Source organism: Actinomycetospora sp. NBRC 106378, assembly GCF_030269685.1.
Taxonomy (GTDB): Bacteria; Actinomycetota; Actinomycetes; order Mycobacteriales; family Pseudonocardiaceae; genus Actinomycetospora.
Map to the genome: position 1 here is coordinate 15,607 of NZ_BSTT01000014.1, position 16,530 is coordinate 32,136.

Below are 16,530 nucleotides of genomic sequence, written 5' to 3' on the forward strand. Positions count from 1 at the left end.
CGCACGGCGGGAACCCTCACAGCGCCACGCGGTTCCCCTCCTCCCCGGAGGTGACCTGCACGGTCCGCCCGAGGGGGTCCGTCGTCGCCAGCACGTCCAGGACGTCGGCGTCGGCCCGTGCGAGGAACCTCCGGCCCCCGTCGTGCAGACGTCCGACGACCACCCCGCGGCGCGGGGAGCCGTCCCGCGCGTACTCGACGGTGTAGGTCTCCACGGTCGCGGCGCCGTCGGCACGGGCGATCTTGCCGGGCGCCTCGCGAGCGTGCCCCGCGTCGACCTCGGCCTGGGCGGCCGCGTCGTCACCGCCGTGCCACGGGGCCGGGCTCGTCGAGTAGACCCCGGCCGAGTACTTGTGGATCGCTCCGCCGTTGGCGCCGACCAGCCCGTACGTGCCCGGCCGGGCCCGCAGCGCGGTCACGGTGTCGGCGATGGCGTGCATCGAGTAGTCGTTGCCCGGGCCACCGAAGAACGGCAGGCCGCCGGTCACCGTGAGGCCGCGCGGGTCGTCCGCGGCGAGGCCGAGCGCATCGGTCACCACGCGGACAGCGATCGGGAAGCAGCTGTAGAGGTCGATGGTCGTGAGGTCGTCCGCGCCGATCCCCGCCTGGGCGAGGGCGCGCCGGACCGCGGTCGCGGCCGCCGGACTCGTGCCGAGGTCGGCCCGGTCGAGCACCGGGGGCTCGACGAGGTCCGCGTGCCCGTGCAGGTGGACGAACCGGTCGTCCGGGACGCCCAGCTTGCGGGCCGCGCCGGTGGCCGCGAGGACGACGGCCGCACCCTGGTTGACCTGGTCCCGGGAGACGAGGAACCGCAGGTAGGGGTCGGTGATGGGACGGTTGTCGCCCGACGGCGTGGCCAGCTCCTCGACGCCGCGCGCCGTGGGGGCCGCCGCGTGCGGGTGCTTCGCCGCGACCTCGGAGAACGGCGCGAACAGCGCCGCCATGTCGCGCCGGTACGCCTCGCGGTCGAGCCCCAGTCGGCCCCGCCGGGCGTGCTCGAAGAGCGCGTACTGCACCACCGGCGCGAGCACGTCGTGCTCGACCTGCTCGGGGACGATGAACGTCTCCAGCCCGAGCCCGCGGTCGTCGAGCTGACCGCCGACGTGCTCGGACCAGTCGGGGCGCTCGTCCTCCGGGACCTTCGTGAGCAGGTGACGGGCCGTCGACATGGCCTCCGCACCCACGAGGAGGGCGACGTCGATCTCGCCGGCGGCGATCCGGCCCGCCGCCTCGGTCACCAGCGCCTGCGGGGTCTGGCCCCCGACCACGGCGAGGACCGCGGTCCGCGGATCGGCGCCGACGCGGGCGGCGATCGAGCGGGGCACGTTGTCCGAGGCGCCGAGGGGGGCCACCGCGCCGGGGGCCGAGGCCTCGAACTGGCGGACGGCGGCGACGAGGTCGACGCGGGCGGCGACGGCGGTGGGGTCGGCGCCGGTGTCAGCGAGGGCCCGCCGCGCGGCCTCGGCGCCCAGCGCGACGGGGGACAGGCCGCGGTGGTCGGGGTCGTCGAGCCGCTCGGAGACCTGACCGACGCCGACGAGGACGGGGGTGCGGTTCACGTGCCGGCCAGCTCGCCGAGGGCGCGCAGTCGGGCGCGGCAGCCCTCCACCATGTCGCGCGTGATGTCGCCGGCACCGCGGAGCTCGCGGAACCCGCCGACGACCTGCCCGATGAAGTACGTGTCCAGCGCGATCGCGCCGGGGTTCCCCGCGGCCGCGGCGTCGTGCACGCGGTCCCACACGCGGCCGATCAGCATCGGCTGCAGCGGGAGCGGCAGCGGGGCGGGCGCGTCGGGGCGGTCCCAGGCGTCGTGCCACGCCGACCGCAGCTGACGGGCGGGCTTGCCGGTGATCGTGCGCGAGCGCAGCGTGTCGCTGCTGCCGGCTGCCAGGAACTTCTCCTTCACCGGCAGCGGCGTGATGTCCTCGTGGCTGCCCAGCCACACCGAACCGCACCACACTCCGGCGGCGCCGAGCGCGAGGGCGGCGGCCATCTGGTCGCCGGTCGCGATCCCGCCCGCGGCGAGGACGGGGCGACCCTCCGCGATCTCGACGACCTCCGGGGTCAGGACGGTCGTGGCCACCGTGCCGGTGTGTCCGCCCGCCTCCGTCCCCTGGGCGACGAGCACGTCGACGCCGGCCGCGAGCTGGCGCTCGGCGTGCTTGCGGGCGCCGACGAGGGAGGCGACGACGATCCCGGCGGCGTGCGCGCGTTCGACCAGGTCGGCCGGGGGCGGGCCCAGGGCGTTGGCCACCATCGAGATGCGGTGGGAGAACGCGACGTCGAGGAGGGCCTCCGCGCCTGCGGGGTTGATCGCGGCGGCGATCTCGTCGCTCGTGTCCTCCCGCGGGTCGTGGGCGTCGGCGGGCACCCCGTACTCCTCGAGCAGCGCGTCGACGAACGCCCGGTGCTCGTCGGGGATCTGCGCGCGCAGGCTCGCGACCAGCTGGTCGGGGTCCCCGACGGCGAACTTCTCCGGCACCAGCAGGTCCACCCCGTACGGGCGACCCGCCACCTGCTCCTCGATCCAGTGCAGCTGGGCGTCCAGCTCGGCCGGGGTGTACATGCTGGCGGCCAGCACCCCGTACCCGCCGGCGTTGGTCACCGCCGCGACCACGGCGGGGGATCGGTTGAAGCCGACGAGCGGGTGCTCGACGCCGAGCAGCTCGGTCAGGGCGGTGCGCATGCGGCGGTTCCCTCGGGGTCGGCGGTGGTGCTGCTGTGTGCCGGACTCGGTGTATCACATACCGCGGACGGAAACCGTCACGCGTGACCGGCAGCGCGACCCGGCGTCGGGAACAATCCGGGGTATGAGCGCGAGCATCGGGACGCTGACCGACCACTGGATCGACGGAGCCCGCGCGGGCGGGGGCAGCGGGACGATCGAGGTGGTGAACCCGGCCGACGGCTCGGTGCTCGCCGAGGTGCCGCGCGGGGGCGCGGCCGAGATCGACGCGGCCGTGCTCGCGGCGCGGCAGGCCTTCGTGTCGTGGTCGCGGGTGCCGGTGGCCGACCGCGCGGCGATGGTGCTCCGCATCCGCGAGGGCATCAAGGGCCGCCACGAGGAGCTGGCCCGCTCGATCACGGCCGAGATGGGCTCGCCGATCACGTTCGCGCGCTCGGTGCAGCTCGGCATGCCGATGGCGACGTCGAAGGGCGTCGCGGGCCTCGCCGAGGACTTCGCGTGGTCGGAGGAGATCGGCAACTCCCTCGTGGTGCGCGAGCCGGTCGGCGTGGTCGGCGCGATCACGCCGTGGAACTACCCGCTGCACCAGGTGGTCGCGAAGCTCGCGCCGGCGCTGGTCGCCGGCTGCACCGTGGTGCTGAAGCCCTCCGAGGTCGCGCCCCTGACGGCGGGAGTGCTCGCCGAGATCACCGCCGACGCGGGGCTGCCCGCCGGCGTGTTCAACGTCGTGCACGGCACCGGCCCCGAGGCCGGCGAGGCGCTCGCGGCGCACCCGGGCGTGGACATGGTCTCGTTCACCGGGTCGGTCGCGGCGGGCCGCCGGGTGCAGGAGGTGGCGGCCGGGACGATCAAGCGGGTCGCGCTGGAGCTGGGCGGCAAGTCGGCGAACATCGTGCTCGACGACGCGGACCTGACGAAGGCCGTGAAGGTCGGGCTCGGCAACTGCTTCATCAACGGCGGGCAGACCTGCACGGCCTGGACCCGCCTGCTGGTGCCCGCGGCGCTGCACGACGAGGTGGTCGAGCAGCTCGTCGCGGCCGCGGCGAAGTACACCGTGGGCGACCCGACCGACGAGTCCGTGCGCATCGGCCCGATGTCGTCGGCCGCGCAGCAGGCCCGCGTCGAGGGCTACATCACGCGGGGCGTCGAGGAGGGTGCCGAGCTCGCGGTCGGCGGGCCCGGCGCGCCCGAGGGGCTCGACGGCGGCGCCTACGTGCGCCCGACGATCTTCGCCGGGGTGCGTCCGGACATGACGATCGCGCAGGAGGAGATCTTCGGCCCGGTCCTGTCGGTGCTGCCGTACTCCGACGTCGACGAGGCCGTGTCGATCGCCAACAACACGATCTACGGGCTCGCCGGAGCGGTGTTCGCGGGGTCGCAGGAGCGCGGGATCGAGGTCGCGCGCCGGATGCGGACCGGCCAGGTCGACGTCAACGGCGGCGCCTTCAACCCGCTCGCCCCGTTCGGCGGCTACAAGCAGTCCGGCACGGGCCGCGAGCTCGGGCGCTACGGGCTAGAGGAGTTCCTCGAGGTGAAGTCGATCCAGCTCTAGGCCAGCCCCACCGCGGTCGCCCCGACGGCGACGACGAGGGCGAGCGCGGGCAGGGCCGCGGCCCGTCGGCCGACCGGGTCGAGGACGGCGACGACGGGCAGGCCGAGCAGCGCGAACGCGACGGCCGGGATCGGAGTGGCGACACCTCCGATCCCGAACGCCGCGACCGCGAACGGGGCGAGGAACACGACCGACGGCACGGCGGCGAGCACGGTGGCCGCCGTGCTGTTCCTCGTCGCGACCGACAGCGCCTGCCCGATGACGAGGCCGAGCGCGGGCCACGTCGTCAGGAAGGCGGCGCCGGGGACGAACGCGGCGGCGAGGAGGCCGAGCACGGCGAGCGGCGCGGCGGCACCGAGGGCGGCGGCGCACGGCCCGACCCGTCGTCGCACCCGGACGTGCCAGACCGAGACGGCGAGGACGGCGAGCGCGACGGTGGCGACCTCGTAGGGCACCGGCCGGTCCAGGAACGGGCGGTCCGCGTACTCGGGGCGGAGCACGAGCAGGAGCTGCCAGAGTCCGATCGCGAGCGCCGCGGCGCCGACGAGGGGCAGCGGGCTCGTCGCGCCGGGGAGCAGGGCGTCGCGGGTGGTCAGGAGCTCCCGGCGGCGGGCCAGAGCCGCGACGACGACGAGGCCGACGACGGCGAGCCCCGCGAGCGGCCACTCCCAGGCGACCGGGTAGGTGACCAGGACGTCGCCGAGGGGGAAGTAGACAGCGTCGGGTTGCGGGGGCAGGCCGCTCGCCGTCGGGTCGAGCGGGGCGAGGTCGGTGGCCCCGAGCTCGCGGGCGAGAGCGAGCATCGTGGACCCCTGGCTCTGGACGCTCGCGGGGTCGAGGTTCGCCGGGCTGTCGGCGGCCGTGTGGTACTTCTCCGGCTCCTCGACGAACGCCGAGTCGATCCCGGGCCGGCCGGCGCCGATGACGACGGACAGGTCGGTGTCGTTCGGCAGCAGGCGGAAGATCGCGACCAGGCTGGAGTTGCCCGCCGGATGCGGCACGGCCCGCATCGCGTGGACCAGCCCGGCGTTCCCCGGTGAGGTGCGGAACAGCAGGCTCTGCCCGGAGACGCCGCGGGCCTCGTGGTTGAGGACGACGGTCGGAGTCGTCCGGTCGAGTCCGTCGCGGACCCACTGCCGGGCGCCGCGGAGGCCGGCCTCCTCGCCGTCGGTGAGCAGGACGGTGAGGTCGTTGCGCAGGGGTGGGCCCGCCCGCAGGGCGCGGACGGTCTCCAGGACGGCGGCCACCCCGGCGGCGTCGTCGGCGGCGCCCGGTCCCTGCGGGACGGAGTCGAGGTGCGCAGCGAGGACGACCTGCCCGGTCGGTGCGGTGCCGGGGAGGGTCGCGACGACGTTGCCGAGCGGGCTCTCGACCCGCGGCGTCAAGCCCAGCCCGGTGAGGCGGTCGGTGAGGTCGTCGCGGACCCGCGCGTTCGCGGCGCTGCCCAGGGGACGGGGCTCGCGGGCGATGTCGGCGACCACGGGGAAGGCCCGCTCGGCGCTGAACTCGCTGGCCGGGGTGTCGGCGGGGACCGGGTCGGGCGGGCGGAGCCCGAGGAAGGTCGCCGCGCCGGCGGCGACCAGGACGACGAGGGCGATCAGGCGGGCCACGGGTCCGGGTCGCACGGGCCCCAGTGTGGGGGAGCCCCGACGGCCGGGCCGGCCGCGAGGGTCACGTGGGGCAGGTTTTCGGCGGCGTGGGCGTGCGTGGTGTGCATCTCGGGGTGGGCGGGCGCCGTCCGGGGCGCGATCCATGTCTGCGGATCCGAGTCGTGGTGACTCGGATGGTGTCGGGGGAGTCCCGGCTGCTGCGGGTCCAGGTCGGCGAACTTCAGTGGCACGGAGCGCCGTCAGGGTGTCGCCGTGCCACTGAAGTCCGATGACCCGGGCGCGGACTGCCCGCGACGGCGGCGCCGAGGGTCACGTGGGGCAGGTTCGGTAGCGCTCGGACCTGCGTGGTGTGCACCTCGGCGGCGCGAGTTTGTCCAAAGCGCACCCACGGCCCGGCCCGCTTCTCTAGCGTCCGCTCGCGGAGGTGGGTGATGCGGCGGACCGCGCCCGGCCGGCGACGAGCGGAGCTCGTGGCCGTATTCGTCGCGCTGGTGCTGATCTTCGGCGTCGGGGTGCCGCTCGGACTCGCGAGCGCGATCGGGACGGTGGCCCGGCAGGCGGCGGCCGCGGTCGGGGTGGTGCTCGTCGCGGACACGGACGACGAGGGCGACGGCGACGACGGGTCCGGCGACGACGAGGACTCGGGCAAGGACAAGTCCGGCGAGGACGAGGACTCGGGCGACAAGGACTCGGGCGACAAGGACTCGGGCGACAAGGACTCGGGCGACAAGGACTCGGGCGACAAGGACTCGGGCGACAAGGACTCGGGCGACAAGGACTCGGGCGACAAGGACTCGGGCAGTCAGGAGAACGGGTCCGGCGCCGCCGCGGGCGAGGGCGGTTTCGAGGGGCGCGACCAGATCGGCCGGGCATCCGCCCAGGAGTACGTGACCATCTCCGACGTCGAGCCGAACGGCAACATCAAGAACGGCGGCGACTTCTCCGGCGGCAGCTACTCGTTCTCGTGCCCGCTCTCGGACCACCACAACTCCGACAACTTCATCGTCGCGCCCGGCAAGCGCAACGGTGCCCAGCACACCCACGACTACGCGGGCAACGAGTCCACCAACGCGGCGTCGTCGGAGAACCAGGACGCCCTCGAACAGGCGGAGACGACCTGCACGAACGGTGACCGGTCACCGATCTTCTGGCCGGTCCTGCGTGACCTCGAGGGCGTCGGCCCCGACGTCGGCGCGGACGGGGGCAGCCTCGACGGGAACATCGGGTCGTTCGTGGTGCCGGCCTCGGTGGACTACACGTTCCACGGGCACGGCACGCAGCGCACCGAGCCGATGCCGCTGAACATGCAGCTGATCACCGGGTCGGCGAAGGCGGGCAGCACGGGTGAGGGGTCGAACTCGAAGTTCACCTGCTCCGGGTTCGCCGACCGGCTCACCGAGCGCTACCCGATCTGCCCGTCCGGGTCGCAGTTGCAACGGGTGTACGACTTCCCGTCCTGCTGGAACGGCCAGGACCTCTCGTCGGAGGACTTCGTGAGCCACCTGCAGTACCCCGACGAGACGGGGGAGTGCGCCGACGACCTGATCCCCGTGCCCGCCCTGCGGATCACGGTGTCCTACGACCAGCCGCCGGGCCGGTCGTTCGCGATCGACAGCTTCCCGGAGCAGCAGCACGACCCGGTGACCGATCACGCCCTGCTCGAGTACCTGTCCACCGAGTCGCGGGCCCAGGCGGGCGCGGACTGCATCAACGAGGCGCAGCGCTGCGAGCAGGGGCCCGACGACGACACCGCCGACTCCGGACCACGCGGGCGCAGCGACGAGCTCGCCGTCTCGAAGAACTTCGCGACCGCGATGGCCGGGCACAAGAACGCCGGCGTCGCGCACGGCGGGGGGCACCGATGACGCCACGGGTGGCGGTCCACCTCGTCCTCGCCGCGCTGCCGCTGCTCTCGATCACCGCGCACGTCGGCGGGCTGGTGCCGATGCACGTCTCGGCGGGCCTGGTCATCGTGCCCGCGGCCGCCGTGCTCGTGCTCCTGGCGGTCTTCGCGCCCGTCCCGCAGGACCGGCTCGTGCTCGTCGGGCTGCGGTGGGGGCTGATCGCGACGGTCGTCTACGACGTGTTCCGCCTCGACACGGTCGCGCTGCTCGGCTGGTGGGACGACTTCATCCCGACGATGGGGACGTGGCTCCTCGGCGTCGACCGCTCCGAGCAGGTCCTCGGTGGCGTCGCGGGCTACGTCTGGCGCTACGCCGGGGACGGGGGCGGGCTCGGCGTCGTCTTCGTGACCCTGGCGGCCGCGACGGGCCTGCGCCGCCTCGGCCCGCGATGGACCGTCGGCGCTGCGGTGCTCTTCGCGGTCGGCCCGACGTGGGGCGGTCTGATGGCGACGGTGCTCCTCCCGCGCGGCCAGCAGCTGATGTTCCCGCTGACCCCGGTCACCGTCACGCTGTCCTTCCTCGGGCACGTCGTCTTCGGCCTCGTCCTCGGTCTGGGCACGTGGCGGCTCCGGGCGCTTGAGGAGCACTGGTCGGGGCCGCTGCTGGTCGACCTGGAGGCGCTGCGCGACCGCCTCGGTGCCCGTGGCAGGAACGCGTCGTTGCTGCCACCCGATGACGGCAACGACGCGTTCCTGCCACGAGAGGGAGCGCCGTTCCCCGCCGTCGCACCCGTGCGTGCCCTGCGGCCGGTGCCCGTCGCGACGTGGACGCCGGCGGCCGACCCGTACGCCGCCGACCCGCTGCCGCTCGAACCGTGGCTGCCGGAGCCGTTCGAGGACCCGACGCCCACGGGGGAGGTGACGCTCCGGCCTTGGGGCGCAGACCCGGCGTCGGGAAGAGCCCCGGACGTGTTCGGCCTCGGCGGCCGCCGCGGGGCGTGAGGGGAGGATTCGAGCGCTCTGGTGGCCCGAGGGTTCCCCTCACCCGACGGGAATCCCTACCGCGGGCCCGGGAGCCCGAAGTGCGCGGTCAGCCAGTCGGTGACGGCGTGGATGAAGATGCGCCGGTTGTCCAGGCGCTGGATCTCGTGGCCCTCGTCCTCGAAGAGCAGGTAGCGCACGTCGACGCCCGCCGACTTCGCGCCGTGCACCGCGAGCTCGGCCTCGTGCACGGGGACGTTCGTGTCGTAGCGCCCGTGGACGACGAGCAGGGGCGCGGCCAGCCGCGACATCCGGTGGACCGGGGAGAGCTCGCGGAGCAGGTTGCGGTCGTGGATGGGGTGCCCGTACTCGCCGACGGCGGCGTCGGCGATCCACGGCTCGGTGCGGGCGAAGAAGGTCTCGAAGTCGGCCATCCCGCACACGTCGACCCCGACCGCGAACAGCTCGGGGTGGTTCACCAGGGCGGCGAGCGTGAGGTAGCCGCCGTAGGAGCGCCCCATCACGCCGATGCGCGCGGGGTCGGCGACGCCCGAACCGACCAGGTGCTCGACGCACGAGGCGACGTCGCGGATCGCGGCGAACCGGCCGGCGCCGTTGTCCGCGTTCACGAAGGACCGTCCGAAGCCGGACGACCCGCGGACGTTGGCGGCGTAGACGGCGATCCCGTGCTGCAGCAGCACCTGGTAGAGCGGGGTGAACACCGGCCGTTCCTGGGCCTCCGGCCCGCCGTGCAGGTAGATCACGGTCGGCATCGGCCCGACCGTCCCCCGTGGGCGGTAGAGCCAGCCGGGCAGCGCGAGCCCGTCCGGGGTCGTCACCGTCTCCAGCGTCGGGTGGACGACCGTCGCGTGCGGTTCCTCGTGCGGGCAGATCAGCGCGGTGGTCTGCGAGGACAGCTCGTGGCACCACACCGCCGACGGGACCGACGGGGCCTGGATGCCGAGGACCAGCGAGTCGCCGTCGTGGCTGAACACCGCGGAGGTGACCACGTCCCCGGGCGGGGCGTAGTGCGCGGGCTTCCCGGTGGTGAGGTCGAGCAGGTCGACTTCACTGCGGCCCACGACGTTCCACACGAGCGCGGCCGTCTGCGCGTCCTCGGTGAGGGCGAACCGTTCGAGCTCGGCGTCCTCCCGCTCGGCGAGCACCTCGGGGAACATCGGCCGTGCGTCGGTCGCCACGTCCACGCTGACCAGCGCGGCCCGCTCCCGCCCGCCGTCGGTGAGGATGAGCATCCGGCTGCCGTCGGGGGTGAAGCGGGCGGCCACCACGGACGAGTCGCGGGTGATCGCGACGGGGTGCTCGACGGCGCCGGGCGGGCCCCCGGGGCCGCGGCCGCTGTCGATCTCGTGCCAGCCCTCGGTGCCGTCGAGGTCGACGATCCCGACGTGCCGGGACCCGCGGCGACCGCGGCGCAGCAGGACCCGCCGCCGGTCGCGCGAGACGTCGAGGATCTGCAGGGCGTGGCCGGAGCCGAGCCGCTGCCGCAGGTCGGTGTCGACGTCGACCAGCCATGCCGTCGTCGTCTCGATGTCGGACTCGGTGATGGCGAGGACGGCGCCGGTGTGGGTCCAGCGGTCGAGCGAGACCGCGCCCCGGTCGTCGTCGCCGACCCCGCGGACGGGGCGCATGTCGGTGCCGTCGGGGCGGACGACGAAGACGTTCGTGCGCTCCCCGCCGTCGGCCGCCGCCTCGACCCCGAGCCAGTGGCCGTCAGGGGACCAGCGCACCGTCGAGACGAGCTCGTCGCCGGTGTCGATCGACCACTCCCGACCGGTGCGTCGCTCGTGCATCCGGACGACGGGCCGACCGTCGCCGTCCCACACGAAGGCGATCGTGGTGCCGTCGGGCGACGGGCTGGGCGACCAGCATCGGGTGGCGCTGATCCACTCGTCCACCGCTGCCGACCTCCCGGTTCCGTCCTGACGATGTGGTTCCCCTGCCACCCGATGGCAGCAACGACGCTTTCCTGCCACCCAGGTGGGCCGGGAAGGACGAACCTACGTCAGTCGATCTCGTGGGCCTGCAACCACATCTCCAGGAGTGCGACCTGCCACAGTGCGTTGGCGCCCAGGTTGGTCCGGCCGGAGTTCGGGTCGTCGAGCATCGTGGCGACGGCGTCGGCGCGGAAGAGGCCGCGACGCCTCGCGGCGGGGTCGGTCAGGGCCGCCGTCACCCGCTCCAGCACCGGGCCGGAGAGCTGCCGGATCGCGGGCACCGGGAAGTAGCCCTTCTTGCGGTCGATGATCTCGTCGGGCAGGACCCCACGGGACGCGTTCTTGAGCACGCCCTTGCCGCCGTCGGCCATCTTGTAGGCCGGCGGGCAGGCGCCCATGGTGTCGACGAAGTCGTGGTCGAGGAACGGCACCCGGGCCTCGAGCCCCCACGCCATCGTCATGTTGTCGACCCGCTTCACCGGGTCGTCGACGAGCATCACCGTGGTGTCGAGCCGCAGCGCGGCGTCGACCGCCTCGTCCGCGCCGCGACGGCCGAAGTGCTCCCGGACGAGGTCCAGCGAGGGATCGCCCGACACCAGGAACTCGGGCGCGACCAGGTCGGCGATCTCGGCGGAGGGCCGGTCGAAGAACGACCGGTGGTAGGCGTCGACGGCCCCGTCGCGGCCGACCTGCGCGATCGGCGGGTACCAGTCGTAGCCGCCGAGCACCTCGTCGGCGCCCTGCCCGGACTGCACGACCTTGATGGACTTCGAGACCTCGCGGGAGAGCAGGTAGAACGCGACGACGTCGTGGCTCGTCATGGGCTCGGACATCGCGGCGACCGCGCCGGGCAGCGCCTCGTCGGTCTCGCGCTTCGGCACCTCGATCTTCGTGTGGTCGGTGCCGTAGGTCTTCGCGACCAGGTCGGAGTAGTCGAACTCGTCGCCGCTCTGGCCTCCCTCGGACTCGAACCCGATGGAGAAGGTCTTCAGGTCCTTCTGACCCTCCTCGGCGAGCAGGGCGACCACGATCGAGGAGTCGATGCCGCCGGAGAGCAGCACGCCGACGGGGACGTCGGCGACCATCCGGCGCCGGACGGCCGTGCGCAGCGACTCCAGCGCGATGTCGGCCCAGTCGGCCTCCGAGTGCTCCGGGTCGCCCCGGACGAACTCCGGCTCCCAGTACGTCCAGTCGCTCGACGACCCGTCCGGCTCGACGGTCCGGACGACGGCGGGCGGGAGCTTCCGGATCCCGGCGAGGATCGTCCGCGGGGCGGGCACCACCGCGTGGAAGCTCATGTAGTGGTGCAGCGCCACCTGGTCGATCGAGGTGTCGACCCCGCCGGGCGCGAGCAGCGCGGGCAGCGACGAGGCGAAGCGCAGCGCCCCCGACACCGGGGCCACGTAGAGCGGCTTGATGCCGAGGCGGTCGCGGCCCAGCACGAGCCGGCCCGTGGCGCGGTCGGCGATCGCGAACGCGAACATGCCCTTGAAGTGCTCCACGCACCGCTGGCCCCACCGGTGGTAGGCCTTGATGATCACCTCGGTGTCCGAGGTGGAGAAGAAGCGGTAGCCCTCGCGGCCCAGCTCCTCGCGCAGCTCCGGGTAGTTGTAGATGCACCCGTTGAACACCGCGGTCAGCCCGAGCTCGGCGTCGACCATGGGCTGCGCCCCGGTCTCCGTGAGGTCGATGATCTTCAGCCGCTGGTGGGCGAGGGCGAGCGGGCCGTGGCCGACGACGCCCCAGCCGTCGGGGCCGCGTGGCTCGAGGACCTGGGCCATCGCCAGGACGGCCCCGACCTGTGCCGCGCTCCCGTCGAACCGGAACTCACCGGCGATGCCGCACATGCGTCGACTCCCATCACGACTCGAGCTCGGGTCGAGCTCCGCTCCGCTGCGTCTCCCGACCCCTGGGTCGAGCTCCGCTCCGCTGCGTCTCCCGCGCCGGGGGCTTCAGCGCAGGATCCAGGTGTCCTTCGAACCGCCGCCGCGGGAGGAGTTGACCACGAGGCTCCCGGGGGGCGCGACCCGTGTGAGCGGGGTCGGCAGCACGGCCGGGGTGTCGCCGAGCACCACGAACGCGCGCAGGTCGACCACCCGCGGGCTGAGCTCCGCACCGGTGAACGTCGGGTGCGTCGAGATCTCGATCGTCTCCTGCGCGACGTAGCTCGCCGGGTTCGCGCGCAGGTCCGCCGCGGCCGCGACGAGCTCGTGCTCCGAGGCGTCGCGCCCGATGACGATGCCCGCCCCGCCGTACCCGTCCACGGGCTTGAGCACGAGCGTGTCCAGGTGCTCGAGGACGTACGCGAGCTGGTCGGGCTCGGCGCAGGAGTAGGTCGTGACGTCGTCGAGCAGGGGCTTCTCGCCGAAGTAGTACTCGGTCAGCGCCCGCACGAACGGGTAGACGGCCTTGTCGTCCACGAGCCCGTTGCCGGGCGTGTTGAGCAGCGCGAACCGGTTCTCCCGGACCGCGGCCTGCAGCGGGTCGCGCAACGTCCGCCCGTCGGCGTCGGGCGAGGCGTAGAGCTTCTCCTCGTCGATGCGCCGGTAGGCGACGTCGATCGGTCGGCCGGTCACCGCGACGGTGATCGTCCCGTCGTCGGTCACCCGGATCCCGGAGGGCTCGAGCAGCGGGACGCCCATCTCCTCGGCGAGCATCGAGTGCTCGAAGTAGGCCGAGTCGTGCGGGCCCTCGGTGAGCACGACGAGCGACGGGTCGTCGCCGGCGGCGGACGGCGCGCAGGAGAGCAGGGCGTCGCGCAGCATCGCCGGGCCCTCGTCGGAGTCCACGACGCCCTCGGGCGCCTGCAGCTCCGGCAGCACCGAGCGGACCACGCGACGGTCGGCCATCGCGTAGGCGATGCCCGACGGGATGCGGAGGTTGTCCTCGAGGACCTTCCAGCGGCCCTCGCCGTCGCACACCACGTCCAGCCCGCTGATCAGCGCTCGTGTCCGTCCCGCAGGGATCATCGACGACGCGTCGCCGGGCTCGGGCAGCCACCGCAGCGCGGCGCGCGGCAGGATGCCGTCGGCCAGCGCGGCCCGCTCGCCGTGGAGGTCCTGCAGCAGCGCCTCGAGCGTGCGGGCGCGCTGCACGAGCCCGGTCGAGAGCTGCTCCCAGTCGTGGCGGGTGATGACGCGGGGGATGAGATCGAGCGGGAAGAGCCGCTCCGGGTCGTCGGGCTGCGGGAAGAACATCGACCGCGCCCGCTGCTCGGCGTCCCGGCTCTTCTCGTGGGCGAGGAGCCCACCGGGGCCGATCCGCTCGAGGGCGGACACCATCCACGCGTAGGTCGGCCGGACGTGGCCCTCCGTGTCGACCGCCTCGTCGTACGACGTCGGGTGGTAGTCGCCGAGCAGCACCGGCGCGGCCACCTCCGGCACCGGCAGCTCGATCTCGACCTGCGGCTCGCCGCGGGTCTCGCCGACGAGCATGTCGACGACGCCCTCGAGCGTGCCGGTACGGGCGAACCGCTGGCGCTGGCGCGCCGCGCTCGACCCGCGGGCGAGCGCCTCGAGCGCGAGGTCGGAGACCACGTCCCAGTCGCCGGCCTCCTCGAGGTCGTCGCGCAGGTGGTCGAGCAGCAGCCGCACCGCCCGGGACGGCGGCACCAGCTCGCGGCCGGTCACGTCGACGAGGTCGCCCTCCACCCCGGAGCGCGCCGCCCGCCACGAGGCGGCGCGCAGCAGTTCCGGGCGGTAGCGCGGCTGGGGACGTCCCTCCAGGTGCGCCCGCACGCCGTGGGTCGTCAGCGCGCGGGCCAGACCGGCGATGAGCACGACGCCGTCGACGGTGGGGGAGGCGTCGCAGATGCGCAGCTCGACGGTCTTCTGGTGGGCCGAGGGGCGCATGTCGAAATAGACCATGCCGGGGTCGGACATCGTCCCCGAGCGCACCAGGTCGTCGATGAGGGCGTCGTACTCGGCGGCGTCGCGCAAGGGCGCGGGCGGGCCCGCCGTCGGCCAGCGGTGCCAGGCGAGGGTGCGCGAGCTGGCGTACCCGGTGTCCTCGGAGTCCCAGAACGGGCTCGACGCGGACAGGGCGAGCAGGACCGGCAGCCACGGGGCGGAGTGCTGCATGACGGCGACGGCGGCGTCCCGGTCGGGCACGTCGACGTGCACCTGCGTGCCGCAGATCTGCTGCTCGAACACGAGCATCTGGTACTCGTCGCGCATCCGCTCGTAGCGCGGGTTCGGCGTGATCTCCGACGGCGAGCCGGTCACCAGCGGGACGCTGCCCGCCCCGACGATCCCCAGCCCGCGTTCCTGGGCCAGCGACGAGAGCATCCGGCGCAGCCGCACGAGGTCGGCCCGCAGGTCGGTCAGGCTCGCCGTCGGGTCGGAGTTGGTCTCGATGATCGAGGGCTTCAGCTCCGCCGCGAACGCGTCCGCGTCCAGGGCCGCGAGTTCGTCGAGCATCTCCGGCACCCGGGGGACCGCGCAGCGCGATTCGAGGTCCACGACGTGGAACTCCTCCTCGACACCGAGAACGACGCCGCTCGCGTCACCGGGGCCCGCCAGTCCCTCCGCCATGGTGAGCACGCTAGATCGGCCGTGTCACGGGGATGTTTCACGGGTCGCGGTCGTGACCTTCCCCCGAACGGGGCGCACCCGCCGTCGGGAAGGGGTAGGGAGCTGGGAGACTGCGGCCGTGCGCGTCTACATCGGCTCCGACCACGCCGGCTTCGAGCTCAAGGCCCACCTGCTCTCGGCACTGGCCGACGCCGGGCACGAGGTGGTCGACGTCGGGCCGGCCGAGTACGACGCGGCCGACGACTACCCGCCCTACTGCACCGCCACCGGCGAGCGCGTCGTCGCCGACCCCGGCTCGCTCGGCGTCGTCATCGGCGGCTCGGGCAACGGTGAGCAGATCGCGGCCAACAAGGTCACCGGCATCCGCGCGGCGCTCGCGTACGACACGGAGACCGCGGAGCTCGCGCGCAGGCACAACGACGCCCAGGTGGTCGCGGTCGGCGCGCGCATGCACACCGCCGACGAGGCGACGACGATCGTCGAGACCTTCCTGGCCACGGCGTTCGAGGGCGGCCGGCACCAGCGTCGCCTCGACATGCTCACCGAGTACGAGAAGACCGGGCACATCACGGGTGCCTGAGGGCCACACGGTCCGGCGGCTCGCCAACGTCCACGCCCGCCGCTTCCGCGGGAAGTCCCTCGCGATCTCCTCCCCGCAGGGCCGCTTCCTGTCGGGCGCCGAGCTCGTCGACGGTCGCGTGCTGCGCGGCGTCGACGCGCACGGCAAGCACCTGTTCCACGTCTACGAGGACGACCTCGTCGTCCACGTCCACCTCGGGTTGTACGGCAAGTTCTCGATGAGCCCCATTCCCGACGACGGGGTGCCGGAGCCGGTGGGTCAGGTGCGGATGCGGATGGTCGGGCCGACGCACTTCGCCGACCTGCGCGGGGCGACGGCCTGCGAGGTGCTCACCGAGAGTGAGGTCGAGGCGCTGCACGCGCGGCTCGGCGCGGACCCGCTGCGGCCCGACGGCGACCCGGAGCGGGCCTGGGCGCGGGTCTCGAGGTCGCGGGCACCGATCGCGACGCTGCTGATGGACCAGGCCGTGATCGCCGGGGTCGGCAACGTCTACCGGGCCGAGGTCCTCTTCCGGCACGGGCTCGACCCTCTGCTCGAGGGGCGGGCGCTGGGCCGGCTCCGGTTCTTCGCGATGTGGGACGACCTGCAGGAACTCCTGCGTGACGGGGTGAAGCGCGGGTCCATCCGTACGCTCCGGCCCGAGCACGCCGATCTCGCGCAGGAACGTCCGGTGTACGTCTACCGGCGGGACGGCCGGCCGTGTCTGCTGTGCGGCACGGAGATCGTCCGGAGTACGCACGTCGCCCGGAACCTGTTCTGGTGCCCGTCCTGTCAGAACACGGGCTGATCGAG

Annotated in this window: 11 protein-coding genes; 5 read left to right on the plus strand and 6 right to left on the minus strand. The window is 73.8% G+C overall.

Annotated elements, in window-relative coordinates; genetic code table 11:
• Positions 1-16: 16 nt before the first annotated feature.
• Together QSK00_RS24220 and QSK00_RS24225 are read right to left on the minus strand one after the other, a co-directional pair.
• Positions 17-1,558 carry an acetyl-CoA acetyltransferase gene (locus QSK00_RS24220; RefSeq protein ID WP_285594968.1) on the minus strand — a complete coding sequence of 514 codons (1,542 nt, stop codon included), beginning with the start codon at positions 1,556-1,558 and terminating at the stop codon, positions 17-19.
• Positions 1,555-2,685: a nitronate monooxygenase gene (locus QSK00_RS24225; RefSeq protein WP_285594969.1), complete on the minus strand. Its 1,131-nt coding sequence runs from the start codon at positions 2,683-2,685 to the stop codon at positions 1,555-1,557. Before QSK00_RS24225 ends, QSK00_RS24220 begins: the two co-directional genes overlap by 4 nt.
• A gap of 124 nt (positions 2,686-2,809) precedes the next feature.
• Between QSK00_RS24225 and QSK00_RS24230 the strand changes: the two genes are divergently transcribed.
• Positions 2,810-4,237, plus strand: coding sequence for an aldehyde dehydrogenase family protein (locus QSK00_RS24230; RefSeq protein WP_285594971.1), 1,428 nt, complete (start codon positions 2,810-2,812; stop codon positions 4,235-4,237).
• Here the strand turns inward: QSK00_RS24230 and QSK00_RS24235 are convergent.
• A complete protein-coding gene (locus QSK00_RS24235; protein ID WP_285594973.1) occupies positions 4,234-5,862 on the minus strand; it encodes a M20/M25/M40 family metallo-hydrolase in 1,629 nt (542 codons plus the stop codon). The two genes, QSK00_RS24230 and QSK00_RS24235, sit on opposite strands and share 4 nt — an antisense overlap.
• Positions 5,863-6,317: 455 nt before the next feature.
• Between QSK00_RS24235 and QSK00_RS24240 the strand changes: the two genes are divergently transcribed.
• Positions 6,318-7,712, plus strand: a complete 1,395-nt coding sequence (locus QSK00_RS24240) for a DUF1996 domain-containing protein (RefSeq protein ID WP_285594975.1) — start codon at positions 6,318-6,320, stop codon at positions 7,710-7,712.
• Complete coding sequence (locus QSK00_RS24245) at positions 7,709-8,692, plus strand: hypothetical protein (RefSeq protein WP_285594977.1); 984 nt, start codon at positions 7,709-7,711, stop codon at positions 8,690-8,692. Before QSK00_RS24240 ends, QSK00_RS24245 begins: the two co-directional genes overlap by 4 nt.
• A gap of 56 nt (positions 8,693-8,748) precedes the next feature.
• Here the strand turns inward: QSK00_RS24245 and QSK00_RS24250 are convergent, their stop codons facing one another.
• The 3 genes from QSK00_RS24250 to QSK00_RS24260 form a co-directional block, all read right to left on the minus strand.
• Entirely contained in the window at positions 8,749-10,587 is a 1,839-nt protein-coding gene (locus tag QSK00_RS24250; protein ID WP_285594979.1) for a S9 family peptidase, read from the minus strand.
• Between the two features lie 107 nt (positions 10,588-10,694).
• A complete protein-coding gene (locus QSK00_RS24255; protein WP_285594982.1) occupies positions 10,695-12,473 on the minus strand; it encodes an N-acetylglutaminylglutamine amidotransferase in 1,779 nt (592 codons plus the stop codon).
• A gap of 105 nt (positions 12,474-12,578) precedes the next feature.
• A complete protein-coding gene (locus tag QSK00_RS24260) occupies positions 12,579-15,158 on the minus strand; it encodes a glutamate--cysteine ligase (RefSeq protein WP_285594983.1) in 2,580 nt (859 codons plus the stop codon).
• A gap of 118 nt (positions 15,159-15,276) precedes the next feature.
• On the opposite strand from QSK00_RS24260, the gene QSK00_RS24265 reads away from it, so the two are divergent.
• Both QSK00_RS24265 and QSK00_RS24270 read left to right on the plus strand, forming a co-directional pair.
• Positions 15,277-15,738 (plus strand): ribose-5-phosphate isomerase, encoded by a 462-nt coding sequence (locus QSK00_RS24265; RefSeq protein WP_285594984.1) that lies wholly within the window; start codon positions 15,277-15,279, stop codon positions 15,736-15,738.
• The gene (locus QSK00_RS24270) at positions 15,731-16,525 is read left to right on the plus strand and encodes an Fpg/Nei family DNA glycosylase (protein WP_285594986.1); all 795 of its coding nucleotides are present in this window, start codon (positions 15,731-15,733) and stop codon (positions 16,523-16,525) included. Before QSK00_RS24265 ends, QSK00_RS24270 begins: the two co-directional genes overlap by 8 nt.
• Positions 16,526-16,530: the final 5 nt, after the last annotated feature.